Origin of the sequence: Rhizobium sp. SYY.PMSO (assembly GCF_046840415.1) — a bacterium.
In the GTDB taxonomy this organism is placed as follows: domain Bacteria; phylum Pseudomonadota; class Alphaproteobacteria; order Rhizobiales; family Rhizobiaceae; genus Rhizobium.
In genome coordinates this window covers 2,207,963-2,222,192 of record NZ_CP177349.1, presented here as the reverse complement: position 1 = coordinate 2,222,192, position 14,230 = coordinate 2,207,963, and the positions used below count along the sequence as shown (strand labels likewise).

Below are 14,230 nucleotides of genomic sequence, written 5' to 3'. Positions count from 1 at the left end.
ACAAAGCCAGCCTTTTCTTGCCGCTGTTACAAAATGAAAAAAACGCGCGGGGCCAGGAGCCTCGCGCGTCTCGACAGATTTGGGTGGCCTCTGCCTATTTCAGGGCAGCGTCCGTGATCTCATGCGTATAGGCGCCGGATGGCTTCTTGTTGATGATCTTCTGATCGAGCAGGGCTTCGACCGTGCGGTCATATGTCTTCATGTCGAGCTTGCCGCTGCCGATCAGCTTGGCGACTTCGGCTGCCATGCGCTTCTGGTGGTTTTCGTCCTGGCCGCCATTGTCCATGACGATTTCGGCAGCTTCGTCCGGATGTTCGACGGCATATTTCCAGCCCTTCATCGACGCGCGGACGAATTTCACCATGTCGGCCTTGAACTTCGGGTCCTTCAGCTTGTCTTCCTTGACGTAGAGGCCGTCTTCCAGAAGGTCGTTGCCGAGCTTGGTGTAGTTGAAGACGGTCAGGTCTTCCGGCTTGAAGCCGGCATCGATCGCCTGCCAGTATTCGTTATAGGTCATGACGGAGATGCAGTCGGCCTGCTTTTGGACGAGCGGCTGCACGTCGAAGCTCTGTTTCAGCACGTTGACGCCATCCTTGCCGCCATCGGTCTTGAGACCGAGCTTGTGCATCCAGGCGAAGAACGGATATTCGTTGCCATAGAACCAGACACCGAGCGTGTGCCCCTTGAAATCCTTCTCCGTCTTGATCGGGCCATCCTTGGGGCAGATCAGTTCCAGGCCGGATTTGTCGAAGGGCTGGGCGATGTTGACCAGCGGCACGCCTTTTTCGCGGGCAACGAGGGCGCCGCCCATCCAGTCGACGATGACATCGGCGCCGCCGCCGGCGATCACCTGTTCCGGGGCGATATCCGGGCCGCCCGGCTTGATGTCGACGTCAAGACCTTCTTCCTTGTAGAAACCCTTGTCCTTGGCGACGAAGTAGCCGCCGAACTGGCCTTGAGCGACCCATTTCAACTGCAGCGTCACTTTATCCGCAGCCATTGCGGCCTGCGCGGCGGCCAGTGTCATCGTGCCTGCCATCAATGCGAATATCAGCTTTTTCATGTCTTCACCCTTTTTCCCTCTGAAGTTATGCCTTGATCCCTCGAGGAGACCCCGGATTACGTCTGCCCACCGCGGATAGACGGATGCCAGAACGTCGTCATTCTTTCGATAATGGCGACGATACCGTAGAAGACGGAGCCTGCGACCGCGGCAACCGCGATTTCGGCCCAGACCATGTCGACATTCATCCGGCCGATTTCGGTCGAGATGCGAAAGCCCATGCCCGACATGGGTGTGCCGAAGAACTCCGCCACGATGGCACCGATGAGAGCCAAGGTCGAGTTGATCTTCAGCGCATTGAAAATAAAGGGAGCGGCGGCCGGCAGGCGCAGCTTGCACAGCGTCTGCCAGTAATTGGATGCGTAGGTGCGCATCAGGTCGCGTTCCATGCTGCCTGCGGCGGTAAGGCCTGCGACCGTGTTCACCAGCATCGGGAAGAAGGTCATGATGACGACGACGGCGGCCTTGGATTGCCAGTCGAAGCCGAACCACATGACCATGATCGGCGCGACGCCGATGATCGGCAAGGCCGAAACCAGATTGCCGATCGGCAGCAGGCCGCGGCGCAGGAAGGCGACGCGATCGGCGAGGATGGCGACGACGAAGCCGCTGCCGCAGCCGATGATGTAGCCGATCAGAACCGACTTGAAGATCGTCTGCTGCACATCCGTCCAGAGCGTCGAAAGGGAGCCGGCGATGCGGATGCCGATCGCGCTCGGCGGCGGCAGCAGGATGAAGGGAATGCCGGCGCCACGCGTCACGGCCTCCCAGATGATGAGAATCCAGGCACCGAAGATCGCCGGGATCAGCAGGCGCAGCGTGTAGCTGCCGGCAGTCGATTGCGCCCGGACGGCGGACAGGATGGAGACGCAGCGCCAGGCAAGCAGCCAGGCCGCGGCGATCAGAATGAAGAACGAGGCGAGCGCCTGTCCTTCGTTGCCCGATATTCCGGCCAGCAGCAGCCACGCGGCCGCGTGCGCGGCAAAGAAGAGAATCCCCGCGCAGAGACCGTCGGACAGCTTCATGAAGGAAAGCGCCGCCGCCGCGGCAATGAGGATGAAAATGACGAAAGTCGTGCCGCTGCTGACCGGCGTGGCGGCATCTGCCGCCAGGAGCGGCAGCGCCGGAACCGCCGCGAGACAGAGGAGGAGCGAGAGCACGCCCTGCCAGGAGAAACGAAAATAGCTCATGCCGTTCTCCCTCCCATCGCGCGATCGACGATGCGCGCGACGACGCTGACGATGGCCACGAGGATTGCCGCCAGAACCGACCCGGCGACGAGTGCTGCCCACATGTCGATGGTCTGGCTGTAATAGGAGCCGGCCAGCAGCTTTGCGCCGATGCCGGCGACGGCTCCCGTCGGCAATTCGCCGACGATGGCGCCGACGAGGCTTGCGGCGATCGCCACCTTCATCGAGGTAAAGAGAAACGGGATGGAAGCCGGCACGCGCAGCTTCCAGAAAGTCTGCGCGGCGCTGGCATTGTAGGTGCGCATCAGGTCGAGATGCATGACCTCCGGCGAGCGCAGCCCCTTCACCATGCCGACGGCGACCGGGAAGAAGGAGAGGTAGGTCGAGATCAGCGCCTTCGGAATGAGGCCGGTGATATCGACCGCCGCCAGCACGACGATGACCATCGGCGCGATGGCGAGGATCGGCACGGTCTGCGAGGCGATGATCCATGGCATGAGGCTGCGGTCCAGCGCCACGACATGCACGATGCCGACCGCGATCAGGATGCCGAGAACCGTGCCGAAGGCAAAGCCGACCGCCGTCGACGACAAAGTCACCCAGGCATTGTAGACGAGGCTGCGATTGCTCGTGGGAGCGCGAAGGAAGGTATTCTCGAATACGTTTTGCGCCACCTGATGCGGCGCCGGAAGGGTCGGCTTCGGTTGCGCCAGCGTCTTGCCGATGAATTCCATCGTCGTTGGAGTGACATTGCCACGCCGGTCGAGATCGCGCTGGAACGGCGCGTTGAGGATGACGGCGAAAACGTACCAAAGGAGAAGGATCGCCAGCACGATGGTCGTGACCGGCAGGAACTTGTGCTTGAAGAACTGTTCCTTCTCCATGCTCACGCCTTTCCTTGCGCGGGAAACAGCATGAGCGCCATGGCGACGACACCGAGGCCGACGCCGGCGAGCTGCTGCGGGCTCAGCCGTTCCCCGAAGACGATGAAGGCGATGACGTTGACGACGACGAGCTGGGCGATGGAGGACGCCGATATCGCCAGGCCGAGCCCGCCTTCGCGCATCAGCCGCACCATCATGAGATTGCCGAGGCAATAGAGGAGGAGGGCCAGGATGAGGATAAATATGTTGTTGTTGGCGATATAGGCGCGCGAGGCTGTGGCTCCGCTGATGAAGATCGCCATTGCGCCGGTGAGCCAAAGCAGAAACTGCGGGTTCATAGCGCACCTCTCGTCATGGCTTGGCCCTTCATCCGGCGTGCCGGCCACCTTCTCCCCGTTCTGACGAGGAGATGAGGATAGCGACCACAGCCTTCCCGCCGTCGAAGGAGCTTGGCTGCCTTGTCAGGATCATTCCCCCTTTTCGCATACGGGGAGAAGGCCAGGGTGAGGGGCGGCCACGCGACGGAACTATCCATCATCCTATTCTTCATAGCTGTGTCCCGCTCTCAGCCCTTCGCGGACGCGGTGGGCGATTTCGAGGAATTCCGGCGTTTCGCGAATGCCGAGCGGCCGCTCCGCCGGGAGCGTCGATTCGATGACGTCGGTAACGCGTCCCGGGCGAGGCGACATGACCACGATCTTGGTCGAGAGGTAGACTGCCTCGGGAATCGAGTGGGTGACGAAGCATATGGTCTTGTTCGTCCGCTTCCACAGCTTCAGGAGCTGTTCGTTGAGGTGGTCGCGAACGATTTCGTCGAGCGCGCCGAAGGGCTCGTCCATCAGCAGCAGATCGGCATCGAAGGCCAGCGCGCGGGCGATCGAGGCGCGCTGCTGCATGCCGCCCGAAAGCTGCCATGGAAATTTATGCTCGAAGCCGCTGAGATTGACGAGTTCGAGCGTCTGGGCGATGCGTTTGGCCTGCTCCTCCTTGGCATAGCCCATGATTTCCAGCGGCAGGGCGATGTTCTTTTCGATCGTGCGCCAGGGGTAAAGCGCTGCCGCCTGGAAGACATAGCCGTAGGCCCTGGCCTTGCGGGCATCCTCCGGCGACATGCCGTTGACGGTGATGTCGCCCGATGTCTTGCGCTCGAGATCGGCGATGACGCGCAAGAAGGTGGTCTTGCCGCAGCCGGACGGACCGATGAAGGAGATGAAATCACCCTTGCGAACATCGAGGTCGACATTGCTTAGCGCATGCACCGGCCCGTCGTTTGTATTGTAGGTGAGACAGAGATTCCGCGCGGAGACGACGGAGGAAGCGGATGACGTCATTAACACCTACCAGTCCTGTTTTCGCCGCGCGATCGGGGCGGATTGCGTGTTATCCTGCTTGGCATTGCGGCCTGGATTGGCGAGGGTGCCTTGCGGCTGCTGGATCCAGGGGAGCAATGCCATGAGTGTTTCATCGAAGCCCACCTGCCGTATCGTGCGGCCCGGCAGCACCTATGCCGGAAAACAGGGCCTCAGCTATTTCGAAGGGATTGCCGCCGAGACAGTAGGCTCGACGGGGATCTGTATGCATCTTCTGACCATTCCGCCGGGTGCCCGCGCGAAGGCCCATCTTCACGCCTCGCATGAGACGGCGATCTACGCGATTTCCGGCGAGACGCATTGCTGGTTCGGCGACCGGCTGGAGGAGCACGTCATCGTGCGCGAAGGCGAGATGTTCTATATTCCGGCCGGCGTTCCGCATCTTCCCGCCAATCTCGGCGACCGGCCGGCGACAGCGGTCATCGCCCGCACCGACCCGAACGAGCAGGAGAGCGTAGTCCTGCTGCCGGATCTGGAGCGGTATGTGCCGCGCTAGGCGGCCGATGAGCCGAAGCGCTGGAGCCAAGCGTCACACCCCGCTTGCGGGAATGCCGCTGCGCTGCACCTTGCGTGGCGCGGTGACGTCTTTCCAGGTGGAAAGCGCGCGGTTGACGGCGGTGAAGGGATCGCGCTTGACGAATTCGCCATGGCCTTCCCTGGTTTTCACCGCGCCTTCCTCGATGGCGACGGCGCCGCGCGTCAGCGTATAGCGCGGCAGGCCCGTCACTTCCTTGCCTTCGAAGACGTTATAGTCGATCGCCGACTGCTGCGTCTTGGCGGCGATGGTCTTCGAGCGCTTCGGATCCCAGACGACGATATCGGCGTCGGCGCCGACCAGAATCGCGCCCTTTCGCGGATAGACGTTGAGGATCTTGGCGATATTGGTGGAGGTGACGGCGACGAATTCGTTCATCGTCAGGCGTCCGGTGTTGACGCCATAGGTCCAGAGCATCGGCATGCGGTCTTCCAGGCCGCCGGTGCCGTTCGGGATCTTGGTGAAGTCATCGATGCCGTATCGCTTCTGCTCGGTGGTGAAGGCGCAATGGTCGGTCGCGACCACCTGCAGCGAGCCGGAGGCAAGGCCTGCCCAGAGGCTGTCCTGATGCTGCTTGTTGCGGAAGGGCGGCGACATGACCCGGCGGGCGGCATGATCCCAATCGGCATTGGCATATTCGCTCTCGTCGAGCGTCAGGTGCTGGATCAGCGGCTCGCCGTAAACGCGCATGCCCTTCTGGCGGGCGCGGCGGATGGCTTCATGTGCTTGTTCGCACGAGGTATGGACGATATAGACCGGCGAGCCGGCCATGTCGGCGATCATGATGGCGCGGTTCGTCGCCTCGCCCTCGACCTCGGCCGGGCGGGAATAGGCGTGCGCCTCCGGTCCGTTATTGCCTTCGGCCAGCAGCTTTGCCTGCATCTGCGCGACGACATCGCCGTTTTCGGCGTGGACGAGCGGCAAGGCACCGAGTTCGGCGCAGCGCTGGAAGGATGAGAACATTTCGTCGTCATCCACCATCAGCGCGCCCTTATAGGCCATGAAGTGCTTGAAGGTATTGATGCCCTTGTCGCGGACGATGGTTTCCATCTCGTTGAAAACCTGTTCGCCCCACCAGGTGATCGCCATGTGGAAGGAATAGTCGCAATTCGCGCGGGTGGACTTGTTATCCCACATGGTCAGCGCCTCGAGCAGCGACTGGCCGGGCGAGGGAAGCGCGAAATCCACCACCATCGTCGTGCCGCCGGCGAGGGCCGCGCGCGTGCCGCTCTCGAAATCGTCGGAGGAGTAGGTGCCCATGAACGGCATTTCGAGATGCGTGTGCGGGTCGATGCCGCCAGGCATGACGTAACAGCCGGAAGCGTCAAGCACCTCGCTGCCCGAGAGATTCTGCCCGATTTCGACGATCTTCCCGCCTTCGACCTTGACGTCCGCCTTGTAGGTCAGATCGGCCGTGACGATGGTTCCACCCTTGATGACTGTGCTCATGGTGTTTGTTCCCTGTTTTTGGTGTTCAGGCGATTAGGACACGCATATGTCCGCATCGCTCCCTCCTTCTCCCCGAGGAGAGAAGGTGCCCGAAGGGCGGATGAGGGGGTATGGTTCGAGTAGATCATTTATTGCCGCCCTCTGTCAGCTGAATCGCAGGATAAAAGCGCAGAATGTCATCTCTTGCGAATATCCGTCCCTCGAGCGCGGCGAGAATCGTTTCCAGGACCGCTCGACGCTCCCTCGTGATCTCATGATTCCAGAATCTCAGCACCGAATAGCCATGCTCATTGAGCCAGCGGGTTCGGATGATATCCGATTGGGATGCCGCATGCTGGAAACCGTCGATTTCAACGATCAGCAACCTATCGCGACAGAGAAAATCGATCACGTAGGGGCCGAGCGGAATTTGCCTGGCGAATTTGTATCCGTTCAAGCGGCGGCCACGCAGATCGCTCCAGAGGCGATACTCTTCCTCGGTATCGTTCTTGCGAAACTGACGGGCTTGTTGGGTTTTGCCGGGGCGGCGTTTGGTGATGTCGGTATCGTCTCGCATCCGGAACACCCCCTCATCCGCCCTTCGGGCACCTTCTCCCCGAGGGGAGAAGGGGATTTCCGTTGCGCCTTGCCAGGCAAACAATAGTTTTTCAGCAAAGCTTGCGAATTTGAGGTTGAAGACCGCAGCTAGTACCCCCTTCTCCCCGAGGGGAGAAGGTGCCCGAAGGGCGGATGAGGGGGATGGCTGGGTGCGAGCCATGTTCAGGCCACGATCTCCGCCGTCTCGACGACTGCGTGGAACAGCACATCCGCGCCGGCGGCTGCCCATTCCTTGGAGATTTCTTCGGCCTCGTTGTGCGAGAGACCGCCGACGCAGGGGCACATGACCATCGTGGCGGGTGCGACCTTGGCGGCCCAGCAGGCGTCGTGGCCTGCGCCGGAGATGATGTCCATATGGCTGTAGCCGAGCTTCTCTGCCGCATTGCGCACGGAAGCCACGAGCTTCGGATCGAACGTCACCGGCTCGAAATGACCGATGGCTTCCACGGCGCAGCCGACGCCGAGGCTGTCGCTGATCTTTTTCGCTTCCGCCTCGATCTTGGCACGCATGCGATCGAGCTTTTCCTTGTCGGGCGTGCGCAGGTCGACGGTAAAGACCACCTTGCCGGGCAGGACGTTGCGAGAGTTGGGCGAGAAGAAGACCTGGCCGACGCCGGCAACCGCGCCCGGCTGGTTTTCCATCGCGACGCTCTGCACCATCTCGACGATCCGCGACATGGCAAGGCCGGCATTGACGCGCATGGCCATCGGCGTCGAGCCGGTATGCGCCTCCTTGCCGGTGAGCGTGAACTCCAGCCACCACAGGCCCTGACAGTGCGTGACGACGCCGATGGTCTTGTCCGCGGCCTCGAGGATGGGGCCCTGCTCGATATGATATTCGAAATAGGCGTGCATCTTGCGGGCGCCGACCTCTTCGTCCCCGAGCCAGCCGATGCGCTTCAGCTCATCGCCATAGGTCTTGCCGTCCGGGTCCCTGCGGCCATAGGCATAATCAAGCGTGTGCACGCCGGCAAAGACGCCCGAGGCCAGCATGGCGGGCGCAAAGCGCGCGCCTTCCTCGTTGGCCCAGTTGGTGACGACGATCGGGTGCTTCGTCTTGATGCCGAGGTCGTTCATGGTGCGAACGACTTCGAGCGCGGCAAGCACGCCGAGCACGCCGTCATATTTGCCGCCGGTCGGCTGGGTGTCGAGATGCGAGCCGACATAGACCGGCAGGGCATCCGGATCGGTGCCGGCGCGGGTCGCAAACATCGTACCCATCTTGTCGACGCCGACGGTCATGCCTGCCTTGTCGCACCAGGTCTTGAAAAGGCTGCGTCCCTCGGCGTCGGCATCGGTCAGCGTTTGACGATTGTTGCCGCCGGCAATGCCGGGGCCGATCTTCGCCATGTCCATCAGCGTATCCCAAAGGCGATCGCCATTGATACGCATGTTTTCTCCTGGCGCTGCCACCATGATGCAATCCTCACCTGTTTGTCCTGGGGCATGCAAGGTGCATGCCCAAAATTGTTCCCGTTGGTCTTATTCCAAATTCCCTGGCGCCGTCTTGTTTTTTTCGCCTGGAAAATCGCCAGTTGCCTTTGAGAAACATCTGACGGATAATTTGACCGATTGGTAAACATTACAACTTCCGTGGCGCGGCTCAAGACGTAAAGCACGAAAATTTCCGATAAAATTTCAGGCGATTGCCTAAATTCGATGCATCCGCAAAGTGAACGACAGCTCGGCCGAAAGGCTTGCATTTCAAGGAGAAACAGAGCCACATGGCCATCCCCAGAGCTGCGAGGACACAGCGCCGCACCCGAATCCAGGAAGAGAAAGAGGAGATCATACTGGAGGCCGCGCTGGACGTGTTTTCCGTCAGCGGTTTCCGTGGCTCGACCATCGATCAGATCGCCGAAGTGGCCGGCATGTCGAAGCCCAATCTGCTCTATTATTTCCGGACCAAGGAGGCGATGCACCGGGCCTTGATCGACCGGGTGCTGTTCACCTGGCTGGAACCGTTGCGTGCGTTCGATTCCAATGGCGATCCCGAGAGCGAGATTCGCTCCTACATCCGCCGCAAGCTGGAGATGGCCCGCGATTTTCCGCGCGAAAGCCGGCTGTTCGCCAATGAGATGCTGCAGGGGGCGCCGCATGTGGAGGACGAGCTGCGCGGGCCGCTGAAGAGCCTTGTCGACGAGAAGGCCCAGGTCATCCGCGCCTGGGCCCAGGCCGGGAAGATAGCCAAATGCGACCCCTATCACCTGATCTTCTCGATCTGGTCGACCACGCAGCACTATGCGGATTTCGACGTGCAGGTGCGCGCGGTGCTCGGCGACGAACATTCGGGCGAGGGGCGTTTCGAGGATGCCGCGCGCTATCTGGAGCAGCTTTTCGTCGATGGGCTTCGGATTCGTCAGGGCTGAACGGCAGCGCAATTCAAAAATTGCGCTGCGCTTGGAGGTGATGACGTCAGCCCTTCTCCCTAAAAGTAGTAATCCCGTTCAATGCCATCATAGCGGCCCGACGTCAGGCAGCAATTCTTGAAACCGCCTCCGCGAACCGCAGGGGCAGGGATCGTTACGGCCGAGTTTTTCGATCAGCTCGACATCGCCGTGAACGAATTGCGAACCGGTTTTGACCCGAGTTTCCGATGGGAAAGACTTGCGTCGTTTGGACGTGACCTCAAAAGCTCACGTCGTGGAGGGGTTTGGACTTGCGTGACATGGTCGCCTCCTCTGGGTTGCTGTTCCTGCGATGGTTTGCAGTTCGCGCCCTCTGTAGCGTTATTTCCATGCTTTTGCGAGGCGTATTGACTAAAGCAATTCCAGGAAAAGTGCACAGCGGTTTTCCGTCCGGAATTGCGTGAAAACAAATTGATAGAGCGGTTCAGAGATTCCGTGAAAAGCTTAACCGCTCTAAGAAGAAAACGGCCGCAGCAAGCTGCGACCGCCTTTTGAATGATTGCGGATTTTGTCGTTTTACTCAGCCGCCTGACGCGCCATCGGATTATTCGGATGGGTCGTCCAGTTGGCGTAGTTCGGGTCGACGACCTTGCCGGTGCGCTTGTCGAGGGCGCCGGCCGGCAGGGCTTCCATGGTGATGCAGTTCTCGACCGGACAGACGCTGACGCAGAGATTGCAGCCGACGCATTCGTCGTCCATGACCTCGAAATGCCTGACACCATCGACCATGTTGGTGATTGCCTGATGCGAGGTGTCCTCGCAGGCAATGTAACAGCGGCCGCATTTGATGCAGGCGTCCTGGTCGATCCTGGCCTTGGCGATGTAGTTGAGGTTGAGATACTGCCAGTCGGAGACATTCGGCACGGCGCGGGCGATGATGTCGTCCAGGCTGCGATGGCCCTTTTCGTCCATCCAGTCGGAAAGACCCGATATCATCTCCTCGACGATCTTGAAGCCGTAGGTCATCGCAGCCGTGCAGACCTGCACATTGCCTGCGCCGAGCGCCAGGAATTCCGCCGCGTCGCGCCAGGTGGTGACGCCGCCGATGCCGGAGATCGGCAGGCCGTAGGTTTCGGGATCGCGGGCGATTTCGGCGACCATATTGAGCGCGATCGGCTTCACCGCCGGGCCGCAATAGCCGCCATGGCTGCCCTTGCCGCCGACGGTCGGGTTCGGCGCGAAACTGTCGAGATCGACCGAGACGATCGAGTTGATCGTATTGATCAGCGAGACGGCGTCCGTGCCGCCGGCCTTGGCAGCGCGGGCGGGCTTGCGGATATCGGTGATGTTGGGCGTCAGCTTGGTGATGACGGGCATGCGCGTGTACTGCTTGCACCAGCGAACCACCATCTCGATATATTCCGGCACCTGTCCGACAGCGGCGCCCATGCCGCGCTCGGACATGCCGTGCGGACAGCCGAAGTTGAGCTCGATGCCATCGGCTTCCGTTTCCTCGACAAGCGGCAGGATCGCCTTCCAGGCATCCTCGACGCAGGGAACCATGATCGAGGCGATAAGGGCGCGATCCGGCCAGTTCTTCTTCACCTGCTTCATTTCGCGCAGGTTGGTGTAGAGGTCGCGGTCGGTGATCAGCTCGATATTATTGAGGCCGAGCAGACGGCGGTCCGCACCCCAGATGGCGCCATAGCGCGGGCCGTTGACGTTGACGACCGGCGGGCCTTCCTCGCCGAGTGTCTTCCAGACCACGCCGCCCCAGCCCGCCTTGAAGGCGCGCTCGACGTTGTAGGCCTTGTCGGTCGGCGGCGCGGAGGCCAGCCAGAACGGATTGGGGGACTTGATGCCAACGAAATTATTGCGGAGATCAGCCATGTCGGTTCTCCTTTCAGGCGACTGCCGCGGCCGGCTTGGCGGCAGCGAGCGCACGGTTGATGGATTCGGCCGCATCACGGCCCTGCGCCACGGCCGAGACCGTCAGGTCATCGCCGCCGAGCACGCAGTCGCCGCCGGCCCATACGCCTTCGATCGAGGTGCGGCCTTCGCCATCGATGGCGATGCGGCCGGCTTCCATGCGCAGTGCGCCGAGGCCCGAGGCTTCGAACGTCTGGCCGATCGCCTTGAAGATCTGGTCGGCGGCAATGACGCCGACATCGCCGGTGCCGGTAAGCTTGCCGTCGCGCAGCTCGGTATATTCCACCTCGATGCCGGCAACCTTGCCGTCCTTGTCGAGGATGCGCTTCGGGGCGAGCCAATGGCGGATGATGACGCCCTTGGAGGCGGCCAGATCCTGCTCGAATTCCGAGGCGTTCATATGCTCCTTGCCGCGGCGATAGCAGATCGTCACCTCTTCGGCGCCGAGCAGCTTGGCCTGCACGGCCGCGTCGATGGCGGTCATGCCGCCGCCGAGAACGACGACGCGGCGGCCGATGGCGATATCGGCCTTGCTGCCAGCCTGGCGAAGCTCGGCAATGTAGGCGACGGCGTCGGCGACGCCATCGAGCTCCTCGCCTTCGGCGCGCAGCGCGTTGACGCCGGCGAGGCCGAGGCCGAGGAAGACGGCGTCATATTGCTGCGAGAGGTCGGAAAGGCTGAAATCGCGGCCGAGCGCCTGGCCGTTCTTCACCTCGATACCGCCGATGGCGAGCACATAATCGACCTCCTTCTGCGCGAAGTCGTCGACCGCTTTGTAGGTGGCGATGCCGTATTCGTTCAGGCCGCCGGCCTTTTCGCGGGCGTCGAAGATGGTGACGTCATGACCCTTGACGGCGAGACGGTGGGCGCAGGCAAGGCCGGCCGGGCCGGCGCCGATGACGGCAATCTTCTTGCCGGTGGGTTCGGCGCGGGAATAGAACTGCTTGTTCTCCGCCATCGCCGCATCCGTCGCATAGCGCTGCAGGCGGCCGATTTCGACCGGGCGCTCTTCGGCAGTGTTGCGCACGCACGCCTGCTCGCAGAGCTGTTCGGTGGGACAGACGCGGGCGCACATGCCGCCGAGGATATTCTGGTCGAAGATCGTCTTGGCAGAACCGAGCGGATTGCCCGTCGAGATCTGGCGGATGAACATCGGAATGTCGATGGAGGTGGGACAGGCCGTCATGCACGGCGCGTCGTAGCAGAAATAACAGCGGTCGGATGCGACCAGCGCCTCATGCTTGTTGAGGCGCGGGTGAAGATCGGAAAAATTCGTATCATATTCGGCGGGCGTGAGCCTGCCTTTATGAATCCCAGTTTCCAGTCGTCCCATTGAAGTTCCCTCTTATAGTAAACGGCTAGTACGGGAACGGTAACTCAGGATAAAAAATTTATCAAACGGTAAAATTTTGGCGGCTGGATGCGCCCCGGCCGACTTTCCGGCCATGGTCGGCGCGGCTTGGAGGATTCTGCCCATACTATTGTTTTTAAATGATATTTCTATGGAGCGCGGATGCCGGAATTCGCATGTGCCTGCCTCGGCCACGCGGGCGCTGGAGCCGGCGCGTGCAGCTGGTGCCATTGCCGCTGCCGCAGGGATATGAAGAAAAGACGAATTTGTTCATGACTTCATGGAACCAAGGTCCCGCAGCCTCGTTATGAAGATGTCCTGATGATGATCGCATCTCCTGATGCACGCCCAATATCTCAGGACTTCTACTCACGGTCCCCTCCCGATGAGTGCAAAGCAGCCAGTGCGCCGCCCTCGCACTGGCTGTTTTCTTTTGCCCGTCATCGCATCGTCGCACGCCTCAGAGCCTTTCCGCTTTTCTGCGAACTGCGAAAACGCTTCATCCCTTTGTCTTGACGCAATTTCGGGCGCAAAACCGCTGCGCACTTTTCCCGGAATTGCTCCTAGCGGCGTCTCAGGATTTCATATTCGGTTTCGGGAATGGTCAGGCGATAGCCGATGCCGCCGTCGGTGATGGCGAAATCGGCGCGGCCGTTCATCGAGGTCGGAACGACGCGCTCGAGCACCGTGCGGCTGAAGCTGTTGTCTTCGAACTCGTGATCCGAAGGCAGGTAGAAGCGTTCCGACCAGGCGACCTCTATGGCTTTCTTGCCGTCGAGTTCCGCTTCCCTGCAGTTGAGCGTAATGCTGGTGGCGCCCGTCGAGATGGCGCCGTGCGATGCGGAATTGACGATCAGCTCGTGCAGGGCAAGCCCCAGATGCACAGCGGCATTGGGCGTCAGATGCGCGTTGATGCCGTAGATCGGCATCGGCACGCCGGCATCGGGCCAATAGGGGGCGAATTGCTTTTCCGCAAGCTCGAACAGGTAGGCGCCGCGCCAGCTCGAATCCGTGATGAGATCCTGCGAATTCGACAGGGATTGCAGGCGCCCGCGGAACTTGATCAGGAAATTGTCGACGGACAGCGTGTGGCGGGCGGTCTGCGTGGCGATGCCCTGAATGATCGCCAGAAGGTTCTTCGAGCGATGCGACAACTCTCGAAGCAGCGATTTCAGGACTTTCTCGCGGTGGCGGCTTTCGGTGATTTCGGAGATGACCGAGAGCACGCCCTGCGGCTTGCGCGCGCCGACGCGCTCCATTTTCAGCTCGTAGATGCGGATGCCGTCGCCACTGGCGATTTCGACCTCGGCGGTCGCGGGCTTGCCGCTCTCAAGCACGCCTTTCTTCAGGCGTGAAAGATGCTCGCCATCCTTTTCACCGAACAGATTGGTGTCATTGCCGCCGATGACGAGAAGGGGCTGCAGATGATCGGGCAGGTTATCCGCATGGCGGATTGCAAGGGTCATATCCTGAAACAGAATCGACACGTTGGCGCTCGTAAGCGCCCGCTCCAT

At 61.1% G+C, this 14,230-nt stretch carries 15 protein-coding genes; 2 read left to right on the top strand and 13 right to left on the bottom strand.

Annotated elements, in window-relative coordinates:
• Positions 1-94: 94 nt before the first annotated feature.
• From ACJJVH_RS10795 to ACJJVH_RS10775, 5 genes are all read right to left on the bottom strand, one after another.
• The gene (locus ACJJVH_RS10795; RefSeq protein ID WP_113356407.1) at positions 95-1,063 is read right to left on the bottom strand and encodes an ABC transporter substrate-binding protein; all 969 of its coding nucleotides are present in this window, start codon (positions 1,061-1,063) and stop codon (positions 95-97) included.
• Positions 1,064-1,119: 56 nt separating this feature from the next.
• On the bottom strand, positions 1,120-2,253 hold the full coding sequence (locus ACJJVH_RS10790) for an ABC transporter permease (RefSeq protein ID WP_112801728.1): 1,134 nt from the start codon (positions 2,251-2,253) through the stop codon (positions 1,120-1,122).
• Complete coding sequence (locus ACJJVH_RS10785) at positions 2,250-3,137, bottom strand: ABC transporter permease (protein WP_112801730.1); 888 nt, start codon at positions 3,135-3,137, stop codon at positions 2,250-2,252. The genes ACJJVH_RS10790 and ACJJVH_RS10785 overlap by 4 nt, the downstream gene beginning before the upstream one ends.
• A gap of 2 nt (positions 3,138-3,139) precedes the next feature.
• A complete protein-coding gene (locus tag ACJJVH_RS10780; RefSeq protein WP_112801731.1) occupies positions 3,140-3,475 on the bottom strand; it encodes a hypothetical protein in 336 nt (111 codons plus the stop codon).
• 201 nt (positions 3,476-3,676) lie between these two features.
• On the bottom strand, positions 3,677-4,468 hold the full coding sequence (locus tag ACJJVH_RS10775) for an ABC transporter ATP-binding protein (RefSeq protein WP_112801733.1): 792 nt from the start codon (positions 4,466-4,468) through the stop codon (positions 3,677-3,679).
• A gap of 121 nt (positions 4,469-4,589) precedes the next feature.
• On the opposite strand from ACJJVH_RS10775, the gene ACJJVH_RS10770 reads away from it, so the two are divergent.
• Positions 4,590-5,003 carry a cupin domain-containing protein gene (locus ACJJVH_RS10770; protein ID WP_112801735.1) on the top strand — a complete coding sequence of 138 codons (414 nt, stop codon included), beginning with the start codon at positions 4,590-4,592 and terminating at the stop codon, positions 5,001-5,003.
• A 33-nt stretch (positions 5,004-5,036) separates the two neighbouring features.
• Here ACJJVH_RS10770 and hydA read toward each other — a convergent pair whose 3' ends face one another.
• The 4 genes from hydA to ACJJVH_RS10750 form a co-directional block, all read right to left on the bottom strand.
• Positions 5,037-6,491 carry a dihydropyrimidinase gene (hydA, locus tag ACJJVH_RS10765; RefSeq protein WP_112801737.1) on the bottom strand — a complete coding sequence of 485 codons (1,455 nt, stop codon included), beginning with the start codon at positions 6,489-6,491 and terminating at the stop codon, positions 5,037-5,039.
• A gap of 124 nt (positions 6,492-6,615) precedes the next feature.
• The gene (locus tag ACJJVH_RS10760) at positions 6,616-7,248 is read right to left on the bottom strand and encodes an endonuclease domain-containing protein (protein ID WP_412063887.1); all 633 of its coding nucleotides are present in this window, start codon (positions 7,246-7,248) and stop codon (positions 6,616-6,618) included.
• Between the two features lie 2 nt (positions 7,249-7,250).
• Positions 7,251-8,504, bottom strand: a complete 1,254-nt coding sequence (locus ACJJVH_RS10755) for a Zn-dependent hydrolase (protein ID WP_412063886.1) — start codon at positions 8,502-8,504, stop codon at positions 7,251-7,253.
• Positions 8,444-8,812: a hypothetical protein gene (locus ACJJVH_RS10750; protein ID WP_412065210.1), complete on the bottom strand. Its 369-nt coding sequence runs from the start codon at positions 8,810-8,812 to the stop codon at positions 8,444-8,446. Before ACJJVH_RS10750 ends, ACJJVH_RS10755 begins: the two co-directional genes overlap by 61 nt.
• On the opposite strand from ACJJVH_RS10750, the gene ACJJVH_RS10745 reads away from it, so the two are divergent.
• Complete coding sequence (locus tag ACJJVH_RS10745) at positions 8,813-9,457, top strand: TetR family transcriptional regulator C-terminal domain-containing protein (RefSeq protein WP_112801743.1); 645 nt, start codon at positions 8,813-8,815, stop codon at positions 9,455-9,457.
• An 87-nt stretch (positions 9,458-9,544) separates the two neighbouring features.
• Here ACJJVH_RS10745 and ACJJVH_RS10740 read toward each other — a convergent pair whose 3' ends face one another.
• From ACJJVH_RS10740 to ACJJVH_RS10725, 4 genes are all read right to left on the bottom strand, one after another.
• Complete coding sequence (locus ACJJVH_RS10740; RefSeq protein WP_349958930.1) at positions 9,545-9,631, bottom strand: SEC-C metal-binding domain-containing protein; 87 nt, start codon at positions 9,629-9,631, stop codon at positions 9,545-9,547.
• Between the two features lie 381 nt (positions 9,632-10,012).
• On the bottom strand, positions 10,013-11,326 hold the full coding sequence (preA, locus tag ACJJVH_RS10735; RefSeq protein WP_112801868.1) for an NAD-dependent dihydropyrimidine dehydrogenase subunit PreA: 1,314 nt from the start codon (positions 11,324-11,326) through the stop codon (positions 10,013-10,015).
• 13 nt (positions 11,327-11,339) lie between these two features.
• Complete coding sequence (locus ACJJVH_RS10730; protein ID WP_112801745.1) at positions 11,340-12,698, bottom strand: NAD(P)-dependent oxidoreductase; 1,359 nt, start codon at positions 12,696-12,698, stop codon at positions 11,340-11,342.
• Between the two features lie 581 nt (positions 12,699-13,279).
• The gene (locus ACJJVH_RS10725) at positions 13,280-14,230 is read right to left on the bottom strand and encodes a sensor histidine kinase (RefSeq protein WP_412063885.1); all 951 of its coding nucleotides are present in this window, start codon (positions 14,228-14,230) and stop codon (positions 13,280-13,282) included.

Coding starts and splice junctions, on each gene's coding strand:
- ACJJVH_RS10785 (WP_112801730.1), bottom strand. CDS start 3,137: ATGGAGAAGGAACAGTTCTTCAAGCACAAGTTCCTGCCGGTCACGACC.
- ACJJVH_RS10795 (WP_113356407.1), bottom strand. CDS start 1,063: ATGAAAAAGCTGATATTCGCATTGATGGCAGGCACGATGACACTGGCC.
- ACJJVH_RS10775 (WP_112801733.1), bottom strand. CDS start 4,468: ATGACGTCATCCGCTTCCTCCGTCGTCTCCGCGCGGAATCTCTGTCTC.
- ACJJVH_RS10730 (WP_112801745.1), bottom strand. CDS start 12,698: ATGGGACGACTGGAAACTGGGATTCATAAAGGCAGGCTCACGCCCGCC.
- ACJJVH_RS10790 (WP_112801728.1), bottom strand. CDS start 2,253: ATGAGCTATTTTCGTTTCTCCTGGCAGGGCGTGCTCTCGCTCCTCCTC.
- ACJJVH_RS10780 (WP_112801731.1), bottom strand. CDS start 3,475: ATGAACCCGCAGTTTCTGCTTTGGCTCACCGGCGCAATGGCGATCTTC.
- ACJJVH_RS10745 (WP_112801743.1), top strand. CDS start 8,813: ATGGCCATCCCCAGAGCTGCGAGGACACAGCGCCGCACCCGAATCCAG.
- ACJJVH_RS10760 (WP_412063887.1), bottom strand. CDS start 7,248: ATGGCTCGCACCCAGCCATCCCCCTCATCCGCCCTTCGGGCACCTTCT.
- ACJJVH_RS10725 (WP_412063885.1), bottom strand. CDS start 14,230: ATGGAGCGGGCGCTTACGAGCGCCAACGTGTCGATTCTGTTTCAGGAT.
- hydA (WP_112801737.1), bottom strand. CDS start 6,491: ATGAGCACAGTCATCAAGGGTGGAACCATCGTCACGGCCGATCTGACC.
- ACJJVH_RS10770 (WP_112801735.1), top strand. CDS start 4,590: ATGAGTGTTTCATCGAAGCCCACCTGCCGTATCGTGCGGCCCGGCAGC.
- ACJJVH_RS10755 (WP_412063886.1), bottom strand. CDS start 8,504: ATGGTGGCAGCGCCAGGAGAAAACATGCGTATCAATGGCGATCGCCTT.
- preA (WP_112801868.1), bottom strand. CDS start 11,326: ATGGCTGATCTCCGCAATAATTTCGTTGGCATCAAGTCCCCCAATCCG.